This is a genomic window from Geodermatophilus sp. SYSU D00758, from assembly GCF_054049955.1.
The window spans coordinates 41,302-56,902 of sequence record NZ_JBJGYK010000025.1 but is presented as its reverse complement, the minus strand read 5'-3'; the positions used below and the strand labels follow the sequence as shown (position 1 = coordinate 56,902).

The 15,601-nt window shown below is 77.2% G+C and carries 16 protein-coding genes; 8 read left to right on the top strand and 8 right to left on the bottom strand.

Translation table 11 applies throughout. The annotated features are described in order from the left end of the window. On the bottom strand, positions 1-296 hold a 296-nt coding region (locus tag ACI8AC_RS17645), incomplete at its 3' end, for an alpha/beta fold hydrolase (protein WP_456899130.1). A 36-nt stretch (positions 297-332) separates the two neighbouring features. Next, positions 333-944, bottom strand: coding sequence for a TetR/AcrR family transcriptional regulator (locus tag ACI8AC_RS17640; RefSeq protein ID WP_456899129.1), 612 nt, complete (start codon positions 942-944; stop codon positions 333-335). A 74-nt stretch (positions 945-1,018) separates the two neighbouring features. Between ACI8AC_RS17640 and ACI8AC_RS17635 the strand changes: the two genes are divergently transcribed. After that, positions 1,019-1,894, top strand: a complete 876-nt coding sequence (locus tag ACI8AC_RS17635) for an SDR family oxidoreductase (RefSeq protein WP_456899128.1) — start codon at positions 1,019-1,021, stop codon at positions 1,892-1,894. An 18-nt stretch (positions 1,895-1,912) separates the two neighbouring features. Then, entirely contained in the window at positions 1,913-3,346 is a 1,434-nt protein-coding gene (locus ACI8AC_RS17630) for an MFS transporter (RefSeq protein ID WP_456899127.1), read from the top strand. A 4-nt stretch (positions 3,347-3,350) separates the two neighbouring features. Here ACI8AC_RS17630 and ACI8AC_RS17625 read toward each other — a convergent pair whose 3' ends face one another. Continuing rightward, a complete protein-coding gene (locus ACI8AC_RS17625; RefSeq protein ID WP_456899126.1) occupies positions 3,351-4,571 on the bottom strand; it encodes a cation:proton antiporter in 1,221 nt (406 codons plus the stop codon). Positions 4,572-4,757: 186 nt separating this feature from the next. Between ACI8AC_RS17625 and idi the strand changes: the two genes are divergently transcribed. The 4 genes from idi (at position 4,758) to ACI8AC_RS17605 (ending at position 7,462) form a co-directional block, all read left to right on the top strand. Continuing rightward, the gene (idi, locus tag ACI8AC_RS17620) at positions 4,758-5,303 is read left to right on the top strand and encodes an isopentenyl-diphosphate Delta-isomerase (RefSeq protein ID WP_456899125.1); all 546 of its coding nucleotides are present in this window, start codon (positions 4,758-4,760) and stop codon (positions 5,301-5,303) included. 89 nt (positions 5,304-5,392) lie between these two features. After that, entirely contained in the window at positions 5,393-6,214 is an 822-nt protein-coding gene (locus ACI8AC_RS17615; protein WP_456899124.1) for a polysaccharide deacetylase family protein, read from the top strand. 77 nt (positions 6,215-6,291) lie between these two features. Next, a complete protein-coding gene (locus ACI8AC_RS17610; protein ID WP_456899123.1) occupies positions 6,292-7,071 on the top strand; it encodes an SDR family NAD(P)-dependent oxidoreductase in 780 nt (259 codons plus the stop codon). Positions 7,072-7,114: 43 nt separating this feature from the next. Beyond that, complete coding sequence (locus tag ACI8AC_RS17605; protein ID WP_456899122.1) at positions 7,115-7,462, top strand: hypothetical protein; 348 nt, start codon at positions 7,115-7,117, stop codon at positions 7,460-7,462. Here ACI8AC_RS17605 and ACI8AC_RS17600 read toward each other — a convergent pair. From ACI8AC_RS17600 to ACI8AC_RS17590, 3 genes are all read right to left on the bottom strand, one after another. Further along, a complete protein-coding gene (locus ACI8AC_RS17600) occupies positions 7,432-9,777 on the bottom strand; it encodes a SpoIIE family protein phosphatase (protein WP_456899121.1) in 2,346 nt (781 codons plus the stop codon). The genes ACI8AC_RS17605 and ACI8AC_RS17600 overlap by 31 nt on opposite strands. Further along, a complete protein-coding gene (locus ACI8AC_RS17595; RefSeq protein ID WP_456899120.1) occupies positions 9,774-10,388 on the bottom strand; it encodes a biliverdin-producing heme oxygenase in 615 nt (204 codons plus the stop codon). Before ACI8AC_RS17595 ends, ACI8AC_RS17600 begins: the two co-directional genes overlap by 4 nt. Before the next feature lie 81 nt (positions 10,389-10,469). Beyond that, positions 10,470-11,606, bottom strand: a complete 1,137-nt coding sequence (locus tag ACI8AC_RS17590; RefSeq protein ID WP_456899119.1) for a PucR family transcriptional regulator — start codon at positions 11,604-11,606, stop codon at positions 10,470-10,472. Positions 11,607-11,746: 140 nt separating this feature from the next. Here ACI8AC_RS17590 and ACI8AC_RS17585 point away from each other — a divergent pair, with 140 nt between their 5' ends. Continuing rightward, positions 11,747-12,682: a proline dehydrogenase family protein gene (locus ACI8AC_RS17585; RefSeq protein ID WP_456899118.1), complete on the top strand. Its 936-nt coding sequence runs from the start codon at positions 11,747-11,749 to the stop codon at positions 12,680-12,682. A 15-nt stretch (positions 12,683-12,697) separates the two neighbouring features. Then, on the top strand, positions 12,698-14,323 hold the full coding sequence (gene pruA, locus ACI8AC_RS17580) for an L-glutamate gamma-semialdehyde dehydrogenase (RefSeq protein WP_456899117.1): 1,626 nt from the start codon (positions 12,698-12,700) through the stop codon (positions 14,321-14,323). 12 nt (positions 14,324-14,335) lie between these two features. On the opposite strand, the gene ACI8AC_RS17575 is transcribed toward pruA, so the two are convergent. Together ACI8AC_RS17575 and ACI8AC_RS17570 are read right to left on the bottom strand one after the other, a co-directional pair. Continuing rightward, positions 14,336-14,980, bottom strand: a complete 645-nt coding sequence (locus ACI8AC_RS17575; RefSeq protein WP_456899116.1) for a nitroreductase family protein — start codon at positions 14,978-14,980, stop codon at positions 14,336-14,338. Beyond that, positions 14,977-15,543: a DUF488 domain-containing protein gene (locus tag ACI8AC_RS17570; RefSeq protein WP_456899115.1), complete on the bottom strand. Its 567-nt coding sequence runs from the start codon at positions 15,541-15,543 to the stop codon at positions 14,977-14,979. Before ACI8AC_RS17570 ends, ACI8AC_RS17575 begins: the two co-directional genes overlap by 4 nt. Between the last annotated feature and the right edge of the window lie 58 nt (positions 15,544-15,601).

Below are 15,601 nucleotides of genomic sequence, written 5' to 3'. Positions count from 1 at the left end.
AGACTGCGCGCCCCCAGCCGCCCTCGCCCCCGCCGGGGCGGGGCGACCACGCCCCCCCGCCCCCCCCCCCCCCCCCCCCCGCCCCCCGCCCCCCCCCCCCCCCCCCCCCCCCCGGGGGAGTAGCCGCGCTGGTCTGGGGCCAGGGTGCGCAGGCCGTCGGCGTGGAGGAGCGGGGCGACGGCGTCCCAGGCGCCGGCGTCCTGCGGGAAGCCGTGCAGCAGGACGACGGGGTCGCCCCCTGGTGGGCCGCCGTCCCGGACGTCGAAGACCAGGTCGCCGCGCCGGAAGCCGTCCACCCCGGAACCGTGCCCGCCGTCCGGCGGGTCCGCCAGTCAGGGCGGCCCGTCAGCGGCGCCGGCGGTGGTGGCGCGGTAGGGGGCCAGGAACGCGGTCAGGTGCCGGTGCACCCGGTCGGCCGGCCGGCCGGCGCCGGTCATCCCCCACGTGACGAGGGCACCGTTGTAGACCGTGTGGACGAGCTCGGCGAGGTCGGCCACGTCCACCTCCTCGGCGAGCTCGCCGGCCGCGCGGCCGGTGGCCAGCACCTCGGTGAGCGCCGCGACCAGGTTGGCCGAGTAGCGCGCGGTGACGGCGGCGAACGCGGGGTCGGAGAGGTCCATCAGCAGGAAGGCCAGGTGGTGGGCGAACTCCGCCGGACCGGTGAGCGGGGCGGCGAGGCCGGCGAGCGTGTCCACGAGAGCGGGGACCACCGGCGGGTGCCCGGCCAGCTCCCGGAGCCGGTCGGGGACGGCGTCCACGTCGTGCTCGGCGAGGGCGAGGAGCAGCTGCCGCCGGGAGCCGAAGCGCTGCAGCAGCGTCGCCGGGGACAGCCCGGCCCGGGCGCCCACCTCGGCCAGCGTCAGCTGCTGCGGGCCGACGTCCCCGATGACGGCCGCGGCCGCCTCGAGGATGGCCCGGTCGCTGACGGTCCGTGGGCGTGGCACGGGGCGACGATAGGGCTTGCGTATATAAATGACCAGTCGTTTACTAAGGGTCCCACCTACCGAGGAGGCCCGCAGTGCACACCGAACTCCCCCTCCGGGACCGCGTCGCCGTCGTCGCCGGGGGCACCCGCGGCGCCGGCCGCGGCATCGCCGTCCAGCTCGGCGCGGCCGGCGCCACCGTCGTGGTCACCGGCCGCTCGACGCGCACCGCGCGGTCGGACCTGGGCCGGCCGGAGACCATCGAGGAGACCGCCGAACTGGTCACCGCCGCCGGGGGGCGCGGAATCCCGGTCCGCGTCGACCACGAGCAGGAGGAGCAGGTCGCGGCCCTGGCCGCCCGGGTCGCCGACGGGTTCGGCGCGCCGGACGTGCTCGTCAACGACATCTGGGGCGGTGACCCGCTGACCCAGTGGGACACCCCGTTCTGGGAGCTCGACCTCGCCGCGGTCGACCGGATGTGGCGGCAGGCGGTCGGCACGCACCTGGTCACCAGCCGGCACCTGGTCCCCCTGATGGTGCGGCGGGGCCGCGGGCTGGTCGTGGAGGTCACCGACGGGGTCGGGGACGGCTACCGGGGCAGCCTCGGCTACGACCTGGTGAAGACCGCCGTCAACCGGACGGCCTTCGCGATGGCCGAGGAGCTGCGGCCGCACGGGGTCACCGCGGTCGCCGTCACGCCGGGGTTCCTCCGCTCCGAGGCGGTGCTGGAGGTCTTCTCCGTGACCGAGGAGACCTGGCGGGACGGCGTCGCCCGCGACCCGCACTTCGCCGCCTCGGAGACCCCGCACTTCGTCGGGCGGGCGGTCGCGGCGCTGGCGGCCGACCCGCGGGTCGCCGAGCGGTCCGGCCGGGTCCTCACCAGCTGGGACCTCGCCGAGGAGTACGGGTTCACCGACGTCGACGGCCGCCGGCCGCACTGGGGCCGGCACATCGCCGGCGCGGTCGCCTGAGGCCCGGGGGACCGGGTCATGGGCACCGGAGGAGCCCGTCCCGCAGCGCCGGGCGACCGCCGGGCGGTCGCCGTGCTGTGCCTGACGCAGTTCGTGCTGGTCGTCGACGTCGTGGTGCTCAACGTCGCGCTGCCCGCCGTGCAGCGCTCGCTCGGGCTGGCGCCGGCGGACCTGGGCCTGGCCGTGGTCGCCTACACGCTCGCGTTCGGCAGCCTGCTGATCGCCGCCGGGCGGGCCGGTGACGTGCTCGGCCGGCGCCGGGTCTTCGTGGCCGGCCTGCTGGTCTTCACGGCGGCCTCGCTCCTCACCGGGCTGGCCCAGGAGACCTGGCAGTTCCTCGCCGCCCGCGCCGGGCAGGGGATCGGGGCGGCCCTCGCCTCGCCCAGCGCGCTGGCCCTGCTCACCACCCGCTTCCCGGACCAGGGGCGGCGCAACGCCGTCCTGGGGCTGTGGGCGGCGGTCGGCTCCGCGGGCGCGGTGGCCGGCCAGGTGCTCGGCGGCCTGCTCGTCTCCACCGCGGGCTGGCGCTGGGTGTTCCTCGTCAACGTGCCGATCGGGGTCGCGGCCGCCCTCCTCGCGACGGGCGTCCTGCACGAGTCCCGCCCCGAGCGGGCCGGCCTCGACCCCGTCGGCGCCCTGCTGCTGGCCGCCGGGCTGGTTCCTGCCGTGCTCGTCCTGACCCGCCTCCCGGTGGACGGGGCGGGACCGGGCGTGCTGACCGGCGCCGTGCTCGCCGTCGTCCTGCTCGGCGCGCTCGTCGTCCAGCAGCGGCGGTCCCGGGCGCCGCTGGTGCCCCCGGCCGTGCTCGCCGCGCCGGGCGTCCGGGCCGGCAACGCCGCACTGGCCCTCTCGGCCGCCGCTGTCGGCGCGACCCTCTTGCTGACCACCCTCTACCTGCAGGTGGCCCTGGACCGGTCGGCGCTCTTCGTCGGTCTGGCCTTCGCACCGGTCACCGCGCTCATCCTGGTGGTGGCCCCGGTCGCCGGACGCCTGGTCAGCCGGGCCGGTGCCCGGCTGCCCCTGGTGGCCGGGCTCGCCACGGCCGCGGCGGGGATGCTGCTGCTGAGCCGGGTGCCCGCGGGCGGCTCGTACGTGCCGGACGTGCTGCCCGGCCTGCTGCTCGTCGGGGTGGGCAGCGCGCTGGGCTACGCGCCGTCGTACGTGGCCGCCACCGCGGCGGTCGCGCCGGGAGAGCAGGGCACGGCCTCCGGTCTGCTCGCCACGGCCCAGGAGCTGGGGCCGGCCGTCGGGCTCGCCGTCGTCGCGGGCCTCGCCGTCCCGGCGGCCGACGGGGTGGCGGCGCTCGTGGCCGGCTACCGGACCGGCTTCCTGGCCGCGGCGGGGCTCGCGGTGCTCGGCGCTGCCGTGGCGGTCCTGCTCCCGCGGGGCCTGGGGCGGGCCGGGCCCCGGGAGGCGGTCGTCGACCGGGCGGACGTCACGGCGGTCGGCTGACCGGCTACGGCGCCTGCTCCGGCGTGCCCGGCTCCCCGGCCGGGTGCGCCGCTGCCCGCGGCGCGACCCGGGGCGGCGGCCGGTCGATCGCCACCGCCAGGGCCGGCAGCAGGAGCACGGTGAGCGCCCCCGCGCCGACCAGGGCCGCGGCGTCGGCCGAGGAGAGGAGCCCGTTGCGCTGCCCGATCTCGGCCAGCGCCACCAGCACCGGCAGCGCGGTGGCCGAGATCAGCACGGTCTGCACCCGCTGGCGGGCGGGGAGCACCGCCCGGTACACGGCCAGCGCGGGCAACCCGCGGACGGCGACCATGAGCCCGAAGAAGAGCAGCACGAGCAGCGGCGCCCCCGCGATCGCGTCGAGGTCCAGGCCCATCCCCGAGTAGACGAAGAAGATCGGCACGAAGAAGCCGTAGCCGACGGCGTCCAGCTTCGACTCCAGCGTCGGCGAGGAGACGCCCACCCAGTGCCGCAGCACCACCCCGGCCAGGAAGGCGCCGAGCACCGCGTCCAGGTGCACCTGGTCGGTGACGGCGATCAGCGCCACCAGCAGCAGCATCGTCGCGCGCAGGGTGATCTGCGCGGTCTCGTGCTGGTTGAGGAGCACGACGGTGGTCAGCCGGCTGCCCTCCCGCACCAGGTGCCGGCCGGCGGCGAGCGCGGCGGCGAAGGCCGCGACCGCGGCGATCGACGCCAGCGCGGTGAAGCGGCTCTGCGTGCCGAGGAACACCGCGATCGCCAGCACGGGGAACAGCTCCCCGACCCCGCCGGCGGCGAGCAGGTAGCTCCCGAGCCGGCCGTGCAGGAGCCCGTGCTCCCGGAGGATCGGCAGCAGCGTCCCCAGCGCGGTCGTCGTCAGGCCGATGGCCACCGGCACGGCGGCCTCCACCAGGCCGACCGCGGCGAACGCCGTCGCGATCCCGAGGGCCAGCACGGCGGAGATCCCCCAGGCGCCGATCGCCCGGCGCCCCGGGTCCGCCCCCAGCAGCCGCAGGTCGAACTCGTAGCCGGCGAGCAGGAAGACGAAGCCCAGCCCGACGTCGGCGAGGACCTGCACCTCCCCGGGTGAGCTGAGCCCCAGGGCGGAGGGGCCGATCGCGACGCCCCCGGCCAGCAGCAGGACGACCTGGGGCACCGGGAGGCGCGGGAGCAGCCCGACGAGGACCGGCGCGAGCAGCGAGACGGCCAGGACGGCGACCAGCGCGTCGATCGCGACGACCCCGTCCACCGGCCTCTCCCGTCCACGGCCCCGGGGCGGGTGGGCCCGCCGTGCGGGAAGGGCATCGTCGCGCGGACCGGGACGGCGCGTCCACACCCCGCCGCCCGTGACGCGGACCCGGTCCGGGGTGGCCGCGGGTGCCGGAGCCGTCGGTCGGCGTCGGCACCCGGCGCGCCGCGGGTGGCATCCGGGAGGATGGGCGCCGTGACGGAGGAGCTCATCGTCCTGGTGGACGACGACGGGACGGCGATCGGCACGATGCCCAAGCCGCTGGTGCACCACGGGGAGACCCCGCTGCACCGTGCGTTCTCCGCCTACCTCTTCGACGACGCGGGGCGGCTGCTGGTCACCCGCCGCGCCGACGGGAAGCAGACCTTCCCCGGCATGTGGACCAACACCGTCTGCGGGCACCCGGGCCCGGGGGAGGACGACGCGGCGGCGATCGCCCGCCGCGCCGCCGAGGAGCTGGGCCTGCGCGTGCGCGAGCTGCGCCCGGCCCTGCCCTCCTACCGCTACCGCGCCGAGTTCCGCGGGGTGGTGGAGAACGAGGTCTGCCCGGTCTACCTCGGCCGGTTCAGCGGCGTGCCCGCACCGCACCCCGCCGAGGTCGGCGCCTGGGAGCTGCTGGACTGGCCGACCTTCCGCCGCCGCCAGGAGATCGAGGACGGCGACGCCTGGTCGCCGTGGTGCCGGGAGCAGGCCCGCCTGATCGAGGCCGCCGGCCTGGCACCGACCGGCTGAGTCACCCGTCGACCACCGTCCGTCGCGACGGTCCGGGGCGCCGGTGTCGCTGCCGGGCGGTCGCGGCGACCCGCCCTACCGTCCGCCGCGTGGAGCGCCGCAGGTTCCTGCTCACCCTCGCCGCTGGTCTGGTCGGGGCCGCGGTCGGCCGCGGCACCGCCGACCTCGTCGACACCGCCGCCGCGGCCGGCCCCGCCCCGGCCCCCCGTGCCGAGCCCGCCGCCACCGTCCGCGGCGAGGTCCCCCCGGCGCCGCCCACCGGCGTCGTCGACCGGTTGCCGGGGGAGGGCGACGGGCTGGCGCTCACCATCGACGACGGCACGAGCTCCGAGGTGGTGGCGGCGTTCTGCACCTTCGCCGCCGACACCGGCGCCCGGCTGACCTTCTTCCCCAACGGCCGCTACCGCTCGTGGCTGGACAACGGCGAGCTCCTGCAACCGCTCGTCGACTCCGGCCAGGTGGCGATGGGCAACCACACCTGGTCGCACCCGGACCTCACCACGCTGCCCGACGACGCGGTCGCCGAGGAGATCGGCCGCAACCGCGACTTCCTGGCCGAGGCCTTCGGCGCCGGGCGGACGCCGTTCTTCCGCCCCCCGTTCGGGGCCCACGACGAGCGCACCGACGCCCTGGCCGCCGCGGCCGGGCACCCCACCGTCGTCCTCTGGAACGGCACGCTGGAGGACAACCGGCTGCTCACCCCCGACCAGCTCATGGCCGCCGCGCGCCGCTGGTTCACCGCCCAGGCGATCGTCGTCGGCCACGCCAACCAGCGGACGGTGACCGGCCTGTACGACGAGCTGGTCGCGCTGATCGCCGAGCGCGGGCTCCGGACGGTGACCCTCGCCGACGCCTGGCCCTCCGGGCTGGCCCGGGTGGGCCCGGTGGTGGCCCGGGGCGCCGTCGGCTGACCCGCTCGACCTGCGCGCCGCCGCCCCATCGGCCAGGCTGGGCGCGCGGGGATCACACGAGTGCGACGGAGGAGCGGATGGCCGACAGCGGGACGATGGCGGGCCGGGTGGCCCTGGTGACCGGCGGGGCGAGCGGGCTGGGCCGGGCCACCTGCGTGGCGCTGGCCGAGGCCGGGGCGCACGTGGCGATCGCCGACATCGACGCCGCCGGCAGCGAGGGCACGCACAAGCTCGTGGCCGACGCGGGCGGCTCGGCCGAGGTCGTCCCGCTCGACGTCACCGACGACGCGGGCCGCCGGGCGGTGGTGCAGCAGCTGGCCGACGCCCACGGCGACGCCTTCGACGTCCTGGTCAACGTCGCCGGCATCGACCGGCCCGGCTACATCACCGACATCGACCTCGCCGACTACCAGCGGGTGCAGGCGGTCAACTGCGAGGGGCCGGTCTTCCTCACCAGCGAGTTCGTGAAGCGGGTGCAGCACCTGCCGGAGGGGCGCACCGCCGACGTCGTGCACGTCGTCTCGCTGTCGGCGATCACCTCGGGCAGCGGCGCGATCGCCTACAACGGCTCCAAGGCCGGGTTCCTCAACGCGACCCGCTGCATCCAGCGGGAGCTGCGCGAGAAGGCCGTCCGCACCGAGGACGGCACCGAGCGGCCCTTCCCGTGCCGCGTGCAGGCGGTGATCCCCGCGGCCATGGACACCCCGATGATGGAGCAGTGGGGCATCCCCGCGCACCTGATGATGCCGCCGTCCGCCGTGGCCGAGATGGTCCGGTACCTGGTGACCCTGCACCCGTCGGCGTTCGTCCCGGAGATGCAGATCGTCCCCCGCCTGGAGCCGAACTTCCCCCGCTGACCGGGGTACCGGGATGGGGACGAGCCGCATGAGGAGGCGCAAGGTGGGCAGATCCGTCCCCGAGGACCCGACCCCGGACACCGCGATGGCCTCGGGCAGCGACGCCGGCGAGCCGGGGGGCCACCTGGGCCCCGGTGACCTCGCGCCCGACGAGGAGCGGCTGCTGGCCGCCCTCGAGCGGGACGCCGGCGGTGCGCCGGCGTCGCCCGAGGAGACGACCGCGGAGATCCGGGCCGCCGAGGACGAGGCGCCGCTGCCGGCCGAGGGCGGCCCCCAGGACGACGGCCTGTCCGCCCGCTTCGCCGCACCCGAGGGCGGGCCGGACGCCGGCGGACCGCCCCCCGAGGTCGGCCAGCCGGCTCAGGACGCGCCGCTGCCCGACACCGACTGACCGCGCAGGCGGACGGCGACCAGGGCGACGTCGTCCTCCCCGCCGCCGGGCAGCAGGCGGGCGACGACCTCGTCGCAGACCCCCTCGACCGGCTCCACGCGCAGCTCCGCCAGGTGCGCGGCGAGCCGGACGACGCCGTCGTCGAAGACCTGGACCCGGCTCTCCACCAGGCCGTCGGTGTAGAGCAGCAGCGTGGACCCGGGCCGCAGCCGCGTCTCGATGTCGCGGCGGGTCACCGAGGGGTCGACGCCCAGCAGCATCCCGGGGCGCGGGGTGTCGAGGGTGCGCACCGAGCCGTCGGGCTCGGCGACCAGCGCCGGGAGGTGCCCGGCGCTCGACCAGCGCAGCCGGGCGCCGCCGGTGGCCGGGTCGGGGGTCAGGTGGCCCAGCAGCACGGTCGCCATCGTGTCCAGCCCGAGGCCCGCGACGGCGCGGTCCAGGCGGGTGAGGACGGCGGCCGGCCCCTCGTCCCCGGCGTAGGCGATGCCGCGCAGCAGCCCCCGCAGCTGCGCCATGTGCGCGGCGGCACCGATGTCGTGCCCGACGACGTCCCCGATGACGACGACGGTGGACCCGTCGGGCTGCGTGAACACGTCGTACCAGTCGCCGCCGACCTGGGCCTCCCGCGTGGCCGGCACGTACCGGACCGCGATCTCCAGCTCGGCCGCGCCCGGCGGTGCGGTGAGCAGGCTGCGCTGCAGGGCCTCCGCCGCCCGCACCGCGCTGCGGGACCGCGCGTACAGGGCCTCCAGCAGGTGGGTGCGCAGCTCGCCGGCCTCGGCGAGGTGCGCGGTCGTCCACGGCGCGGAGCGGCCGCGGACGGTCTCCCGCCAGCGGTCGAAGCTCTTCCGCGGGCTCAGCCGCACCCGGTCGCCCTCGCGCTCGGCGATCGCCTTGTTGTGCGGGTCCCCGCCCCAGTCCACGGTGTGCACGGCCTCGGCCCGGTGCCACACCACGTACTGCCCCTCCGGCAGCGGCAGCGCGAGGACGCCGCACACCACCTCCACGGGGAGGTCCGGTGCGCCGGGCTCCGCGGCCAGCGCGTCGGTGGCCACCACGTCCTCGCCCCGGCCGGCCGCCCAGGCCGCGATCGCGTCGGCCGTGCCCGCCGGCAGCGGGGCACCCGCCCGGCCGTCGTGGCCCTGGAGGCAGAGGGTGACCCCGTCGGCGGGCAGCAGGTCCAGCAGGCCCGGCGTGCCGAGGAGGGTCTCGGCCAGCGGCCGCTCCTCGTCGAGCGCGGCGGCGGTCAGCCAGGCCAGGGCTGAGCGGGCGCGCAGCCGGCGGTCGGCCTCCTCCTGCACCTCCCGGTCCACCAGCCGCAGGGAGAGCGTGGAGCCGAGGAACTCGGCGGCCGCGCGGGTGGCGTAGGGCGGGGTGTGCGGACCGGAGTAGTGGTGGCAGGCGATGAGGCCCCACAGCCGGTCGCCGCGCAGCAGCGAGATCGACATCGACGCCCGCACGCCCATGTTCTGCAGGTACTCGACGTGGATCGGCGAGACGCTGCGCAGCGTGGCGAAGGTGAGGTCCAGGGGCCGGCCGGTGGCCGGGGAGCCCACCGGGGTCAGGCGGGCCGGCCGGTAGCCGACGTCGGAGATGAGCCGGACCCAGTTCTTCTCGTACAGCGCCCGCGCCTGCGCCGGGATGTCCGAGGCCGGGTAGTGCAGGCCGAGGAAGGAGTTGAGCCCCGGCGCGGCGGCCTCGGCCACGACCTCGCCGTTGTAGTCGGCGTCGTAGCGGTAGACCATCACGCGGTCGAACCCGGTGAGCGCGCGCACCGCCCGGGCGGTCACGTCGTAGAGCTGCTGCAGGGTGGAGGCGCGGTTGAGCTCGCCGACCGTGCCGCGCACCGCACGGTAGGTGTTCGGGAAGGAGAACGGGCGCGGCCCGAGGGCCGGCTCCAGCTCGACGACCAGCGTCGTCGCGGGGGGCACCCCGTCGACCGGGAGCCCACCGCCGAGGCGGTGCAGGATCGCGTCCACCGGCACGGGGCTGCCCGCCACGTCGAGGGTCACCTCGACGGGGTTGCGCTCGCGGAGGTCGCCGAAGGCCGCCGCCGACCGGGCGACCGCCTCCCCGGCGACCACCCCGAGGACGTCGGTCAGCCGCCGGCCCAGGGCGTCGGCCACCGGCACGCCGAGCAGGTCGGGCAGGTTCTCCGAGACCTGGGTGACGACGAGGTCCGGCTCGCGGACGGCGAGCAGCACGCCGCGCGGCTGGACGCTGCCCGGGACGTGGATCGGTTCGCGCTCGCAGTTGGTCAGGTCGACCGGCGCGCCCGGCTGCAGCAGCTCCAGGTCCGGCCCGCTCCCGGTCACGCGCGAGCCGCCGGGGAGGCGTCCACCGGTGCGCACCAGGCCGCCAGTGCGGTGAACGTGTCGCGGGCGGCGCCGACCACGCGGTCGGGGTCCCCGCCGGCGGCCACGTGCGCCCGCGCGACGCGTCGGTAGGCGTGCCACATGGCGCCGGTCTCGCCGCCGTAGGGGGAGAAGGCGGCCCCCGCCGCGCCCCCGCCCAGCCCGGGCAGCCCGGCCAGGTGGCGGGCGATGAAGCTGCCGCCCAGCGTGGAACCCTCCAGCACGTACATCCGGCCCAGCGCCTGGCCGGTGTCCTCGACGGTGGGCAGCTCCGGCGCGTCGTCGCCCGGTCCGGCGCCGAGGGCCCGCAGGTCGGCGGCGAACAGGTGGGCGCGCCGGCGGCGGTCCCACTGCACCGCCGCGGCGTCGGCGGGCTCGCGGTGCGCCCACCGCTGCAGCCCCGCCTCGGCCGCGGTCCAGAAGCCGTGCAGCCGGTCCAGCACGGCGACGAGCCGCTCGCGGCTCAGCTGCGGGTCCATGAGGGCGAGGGAGGACTCCACCTGCTGGTGCTCGGCAGCGGTGGCAGCCCGCAGGGCCGTGAGGACGTCGGCGCCCCCGGTGTCTCGAGGCAAGCCTCTCCTCCCGCTCCGTGCGACACCCGAGGATAGGTCAGCCCCGCCGGCCCGGCCCCTCGACGGGTCGTGCACGACCGGTCAGGCCGGGCCGGTCAGCCGGGCCGCCCGCAGGGAGGCGTGCAGCAGCAGCCGGTCGTCCCCGTCGGCGAGGTCGAGACCGGTCAGCTCGGCGATCCGGCCGAGCCGGTAGTACAGCGTCTGCCGGTGCACGCCCAGCTCCCGCGCCGTCCGGGTCGCGCCGGCGCCGGCGTCCAGCCAGGCCTCCGCGGTGGCGGTGAGCACGGGGTCGGCCAGCAGCGGGCCGACCACGGGGTCCGGGCCGGGCAGCGCGGCGAGCAGCCGCCAGCTGCCCAGGCCGTCCCAGTGCGCCACGGGCGAGAACCGGGGCACGGCGGCCGCGACCCGGGCGGCCAGCCGCGCCTGCGCGAAGCGCCCGGCCAGGTCGGCCGTGCCGCGGCCGACCGAGGAGACCCCGGCGGTGCTCCCGGCGGGCAGGGCGGCCAGCGCGGCGGCGGTGAGCGCGCCGGCCGGGCGCAGGTCGGCCGGGCCCGGCAGCGGCACCCCGACGGCGACGAGGGGCTCCCCGGGCAGGACCGCGGCGACCGCGCCGGCCCGCGGCGCCCGCCAGCCCGCGGGCAGCGGGCCGGCCGGGCGCAGGGCGACCAGCACCAGGGGGGTCGTGGCGCCCCAGGCGGCGGCCAGCGCCTCGGCCGCCTCGGCTCGGGCCGCGGTCGACCCGGTGAGCGCGGCGGCCAGCGGGCGGCCGAGGTCCCCGCCCGCCCACTCGCGCTCGGCCAGCAGCCTGCCGGCCTCGGCGGCCAGCTCCTCGGCGCGGGCCAGCGCCGGGTCCGCGCGGTCGGCGGGGTCGGTGCGCCCGCCGTCGAGCAGCCAGAGGTAGCCCCGCGTCCGACCGCCGTGCCGCACCGGCAGCACCAGGCGGGTGCGGATGCCGGCGGCCGGGTCCTCCGGCGTGCGCAGCGGGCGCTCGGTGGTGGCGATGCCGAAGTCCTCGAACCACCGGCGGACGGCGGGCGTCGAGCCGCGGCCGAGGATGGACCGGGTGCGGACGGCGTCCATGACCTCCGCGCCGCCCCCGGCGTCCCCCAGCGGGTGCGCGCAGAAGGCGAGCAGGGTGAACTCGGCGTCCTCCAGCGTCGCCGGGGCCCCGAGCAGCCCGGCGACCCGGTCCACCAGCTCCTGGAGCTCGTCCCGCACGGCCCCTCCTCCCTGTACAGCTGTACGAGGGACGACCGTACGTCCGTCGGTGGTGGGCGACCCCGGCGGTGCCTAGCGTCGGGGGTGTCGTGCGGGTCCCGGCGCCAGGCTCCGGACCCGCCCCGGACCCGGAGGTGGCCGTGCTCTCCCAGAAGGCCCTGCTGCTCGGCGCGGCGCGACGGCCCGAGCTGCGCCGGCTGGTCACCGGCAACCCCGCCACCCGGCGGGTGGTCGACCGCTTCGTCCCGGGCGAGACCCTCGACGACGCGCTCGCCGCGGTCCGGCGGCTCACCGGCGAGGGCATCGCGGTCACCCTCGACCACCTGGGCGAGGGCGTCACCGACCGCGCCGAGGCCACCCGCTCGCGCGACGCCTACCTGGCGCTGCTCGAGGGCCTGGCCCCGCTCGGCCTCGGCCGGGCCGCCGAGGTCTCGGTCAAGCTGTCCGCCTTCGGGCAGGCGCTGCCGGGCGGCGGCACCGACATGGCGCTGGAGCTGGTCCGCCCCGTCGCCGAGGCGGCCAGCGCCATCGGCACCACGGTCACCCTCGACATGGAGGAGTCGACCACGGTCGACTCGACGCTGGCCGTGCTGGCCGAGCTGCGCCGCGACCACCCCGGCACCGGGGCGGTCCTGCAGGCGGCGCTGCACCGGACCGAGGAGGACGCGGCCGCCCTGGCCGTGCCGGGCTCGCGGGTGCGGCTGGTCAAGGGCGCCTACGACGAGCCGCCGTCGGTCGCCTTCCAGGACCGGCACGAGGTCGACGCCGCTTACGCCCGCTGCCTGGGCGTCCTCGTGCGCGGCCCGGGGTACCCCATGGTCGGCAGCCACGACCCCCGGCTGATCTCGATCGCCCAGCGCCTGGCCCAGGAGACCGGCCGGACGCCGGACTCCTGGGAGGTGCAGATGCTCTACGGCATCCGCACCGGCGAGCAGCGCCGGCTGGCCGGCGCCGGCGTGTGCGTGCGCGCGTACGTCCCCTACGGCGCCGACTGGTACGGCTACTTCATGCGCCGGCTGGCCGAGCGCCCGGCCAACCTGCGCTTCTTCCTGCGCTCCCTCGTCACGACGTCCTGAAACAGGAGGACCACCATGGACGGCGTCACCCGCGTCCCCCCGCCCCGTAACGAGCCGGTGCTGACCTACGCCCCCGGCACCCCCGAGCGGGCGGCCCTGCAGCAGCGGCTGACCGAGCTGGCCGCCGACCCGGTCGAGCTCACGATGACCCTGGGCGGCACCCACCGGCTGGGCGGGGGCGAGCGCTTCGACGTCGTCCAGCCGCACCGGCACGCCGCCGTCCTCGGCACCGCCGCGCACGCCACGCACGCCGACGCCGAGGAGGCCGTCCGGTGCGCCAAGGAGGCCGCCCCGGCCTGGCGAGAGCTCTCCTTCGACGACCGGGCCGCGGTCTTCCTCAAGGCCGCCGAGCTGCTCGCCGGCCCCTGGCGGCAGACGCTCAACGCCGCCACCGTGCTGGGGCAGAGCAAGACCGCCTACCAGGCCGAGATCGACAGCGCCTGCGAGCTGATCGACTTCTGGCGCTACAACGTGCACTTCGCGCGGCAGATCATGGCCGAGCAGCCGGAGTCCTCGCCCGGGGTGTGGAACCGGGTGGACCACCGGCCGCTCGAGGGCTTCGTCTACGCCGTCACGCCGTTCAACTTCACCGCGATCGCCGGCAACCTGCCCACCGCCCCGGCGCTCATGGGCAACACCGTCGTGTGGAAGCCCGCGCCCACCCAGCAGTTCGCCGCGCACTTCCTCATGCGGCTGCTCGAGGCGGCCGGCCTGCCACCCGGGGTCATCTCGATGGTGACCGGGGACGGCGTCGCCGTCTCCGACGTGGTGCTGGCCGACCCCGACCTCGCCGGCATCCACTTCACCGGGTCCACCGCGGTGTTCCAGCACCTGTGGCGGACGGTCGGGGAGAACATCGGCTCCTACCGCGGCTACCCGCGCATCGTCGGCGAGACCGGCGGCAAGGACTTCGTCGTCGCGCACGCCTCCGCCGACGTCGACGTGCTGCGCACCGCGCTGATCCGCGGCGCCTTCGAGTTCCAGGGCCAGAAGTGCTCGGCGGCCTCGCGCGCCTACGTCCCCCGGTCGGTGTGGTCGCGGCTGCGCGACGACCTCGTGGCGCAGACCGAGGCGCTGACGATGGGGGACGTCACCGACTTCTCGAACTTCATGGGCGCGGTGATCGACCGGAGGTCGTTCTCCCGGCTCTCCGGCGTCCTCGACCGGGTCGACGACGACCCGGCGCTGTCGATCGTCGCGGGCGGGCAGAAGGACGACTCCGAGGGCTTCTTCGTGCGGCCGACGATCATCGAGGGCACCGACCCCGGCCACGAGGTCTTCACCACCGAGTACTTCGGCCCGGTGCTGGCGGTGCACGTCTACGACGACGCCGACTACGACGCGGCGCTGGCCCAGATGGAGTCGGCGGCCCCGTACGCGCTCACCGGGGCGGTCATCGCGCAGGACCGGGCGGCGATCGCGCACGCCGAGCGGTTCCTGCGGTTCGCGGCGGGCAACTTCTACGTCAACGACAAGCCGACCGGTGCCGTCGTCGGCCAGCAGCCCTTCGGCGGCGGGCGGGCCTCGGGCACCAACGACAAGGCCGGGGCGCCGCAGAACCTGCTGCGCTGGACCTCGACGCGGGTGGTCAAGGAGAACTTCGTCCCGCCGACCGCGGTGGAGTACCCGCACATGGGGTGAGACACCTGCGCCTCACCAGCGGTCGAGGTGCAGGACGGTGTCCAGCGGCTCCCGGGGCGCGGGCCTGAACGTCTCGCCGGTGTAGAATGCGGTGGGCACCAGCGCACCCTGGTGCACGCCGTCCGGCAGGCCCAGGATCCCGGCGACCTCGGCCTCGGCACCGAGGTGCAGCGACGTCCAGGCGGTGCCCAGGCCGCGGGCCCGCGCGGCGAGCATGTAGCTCCACACCGCGGGCAGCAGCGAGCCCCACAGGCCGGCCTGGTTGCCGGCCGGCAGCGGGCCGCCGGTGGCCACGCAGGGGACGACGAGCACCGGGACCTCGCCCAGGTGCTCGCCGAGCCACGCGGCGCTGTCGCCGACCCGCTGCTGCACCTGCGCCCGCTCCGGGCGGTCGGCGAACAGCCGCCCGGCGAACCCGCGGGAGGCGGCGTAGCGGGCGAACTCGGTGCGGTAGACCTCGCCGAGGGCCGCGCGCTGCCCCGGGTCGGTCACGACCACCCAGTGCCAGGTCTGCGCGTTGGAGCCCGACGGTGCCTGCAGCGCCACCTCGAGGCACTCCCGCACCAGCTCCAGGGGCACCGGCCGGGTGAGGTCCAGCCGCTTGCGGACCGCGCGCGTGGTCGTCAGCAGCTCGTCAGGGGTCAGCGGCAGCGTCATGGGTCCACCCTGCCCGACGCCGGCCAGTGCACGCGGCCGTCGGGGGCGAGCACCGCGCCGGCGGACGGCACGTGCGGGGCGCTGCGCCCGCCCGGGAGCAGGTGCGTGACCGGCACGCCGCGGCCGAGGACGGCGACGTCGGCGACCAGCCGCCGGTGGCAGCGCCACCACACGTACTCGCTGCACATCACCGCGACGGCCCGGTCGGCGGCCCGGTCGGCGGCCCGGTCGGCGGCCTCGGCCAGCACCTCGTCGAGCGCGGCGGCGAACTCCGGCGTCCGGGTGTGCGCGGCGTAGGCGGCGAACTGGGCCACGGTCCACCAGTCGTCGGCCACCGCCCGGTCCGCCGGCAGCCGGCGGCGGCCGCCGAGCCGCTCGTCCCACCGGTAGCCGATCCCGCGCTCCGGCAGCCACCGCTCCAGCGCCTCGCGGCGGACGTCGGGGTTGCGGCGGCTGCCCGGGAACCGGCGCACGTCGACCACCAGCCCGACCCCTGCGGCGGTCAACCGGCCGGTCAGGGCCTCGCGGTCGTCGGCGCCGTGGCCGACCGTCAGCAGCGGCACGCCCGCCCCCTACCCGCCGCACGGCGGGCGTCCCCCTGCGGTCATGCTGGGCGGCCGG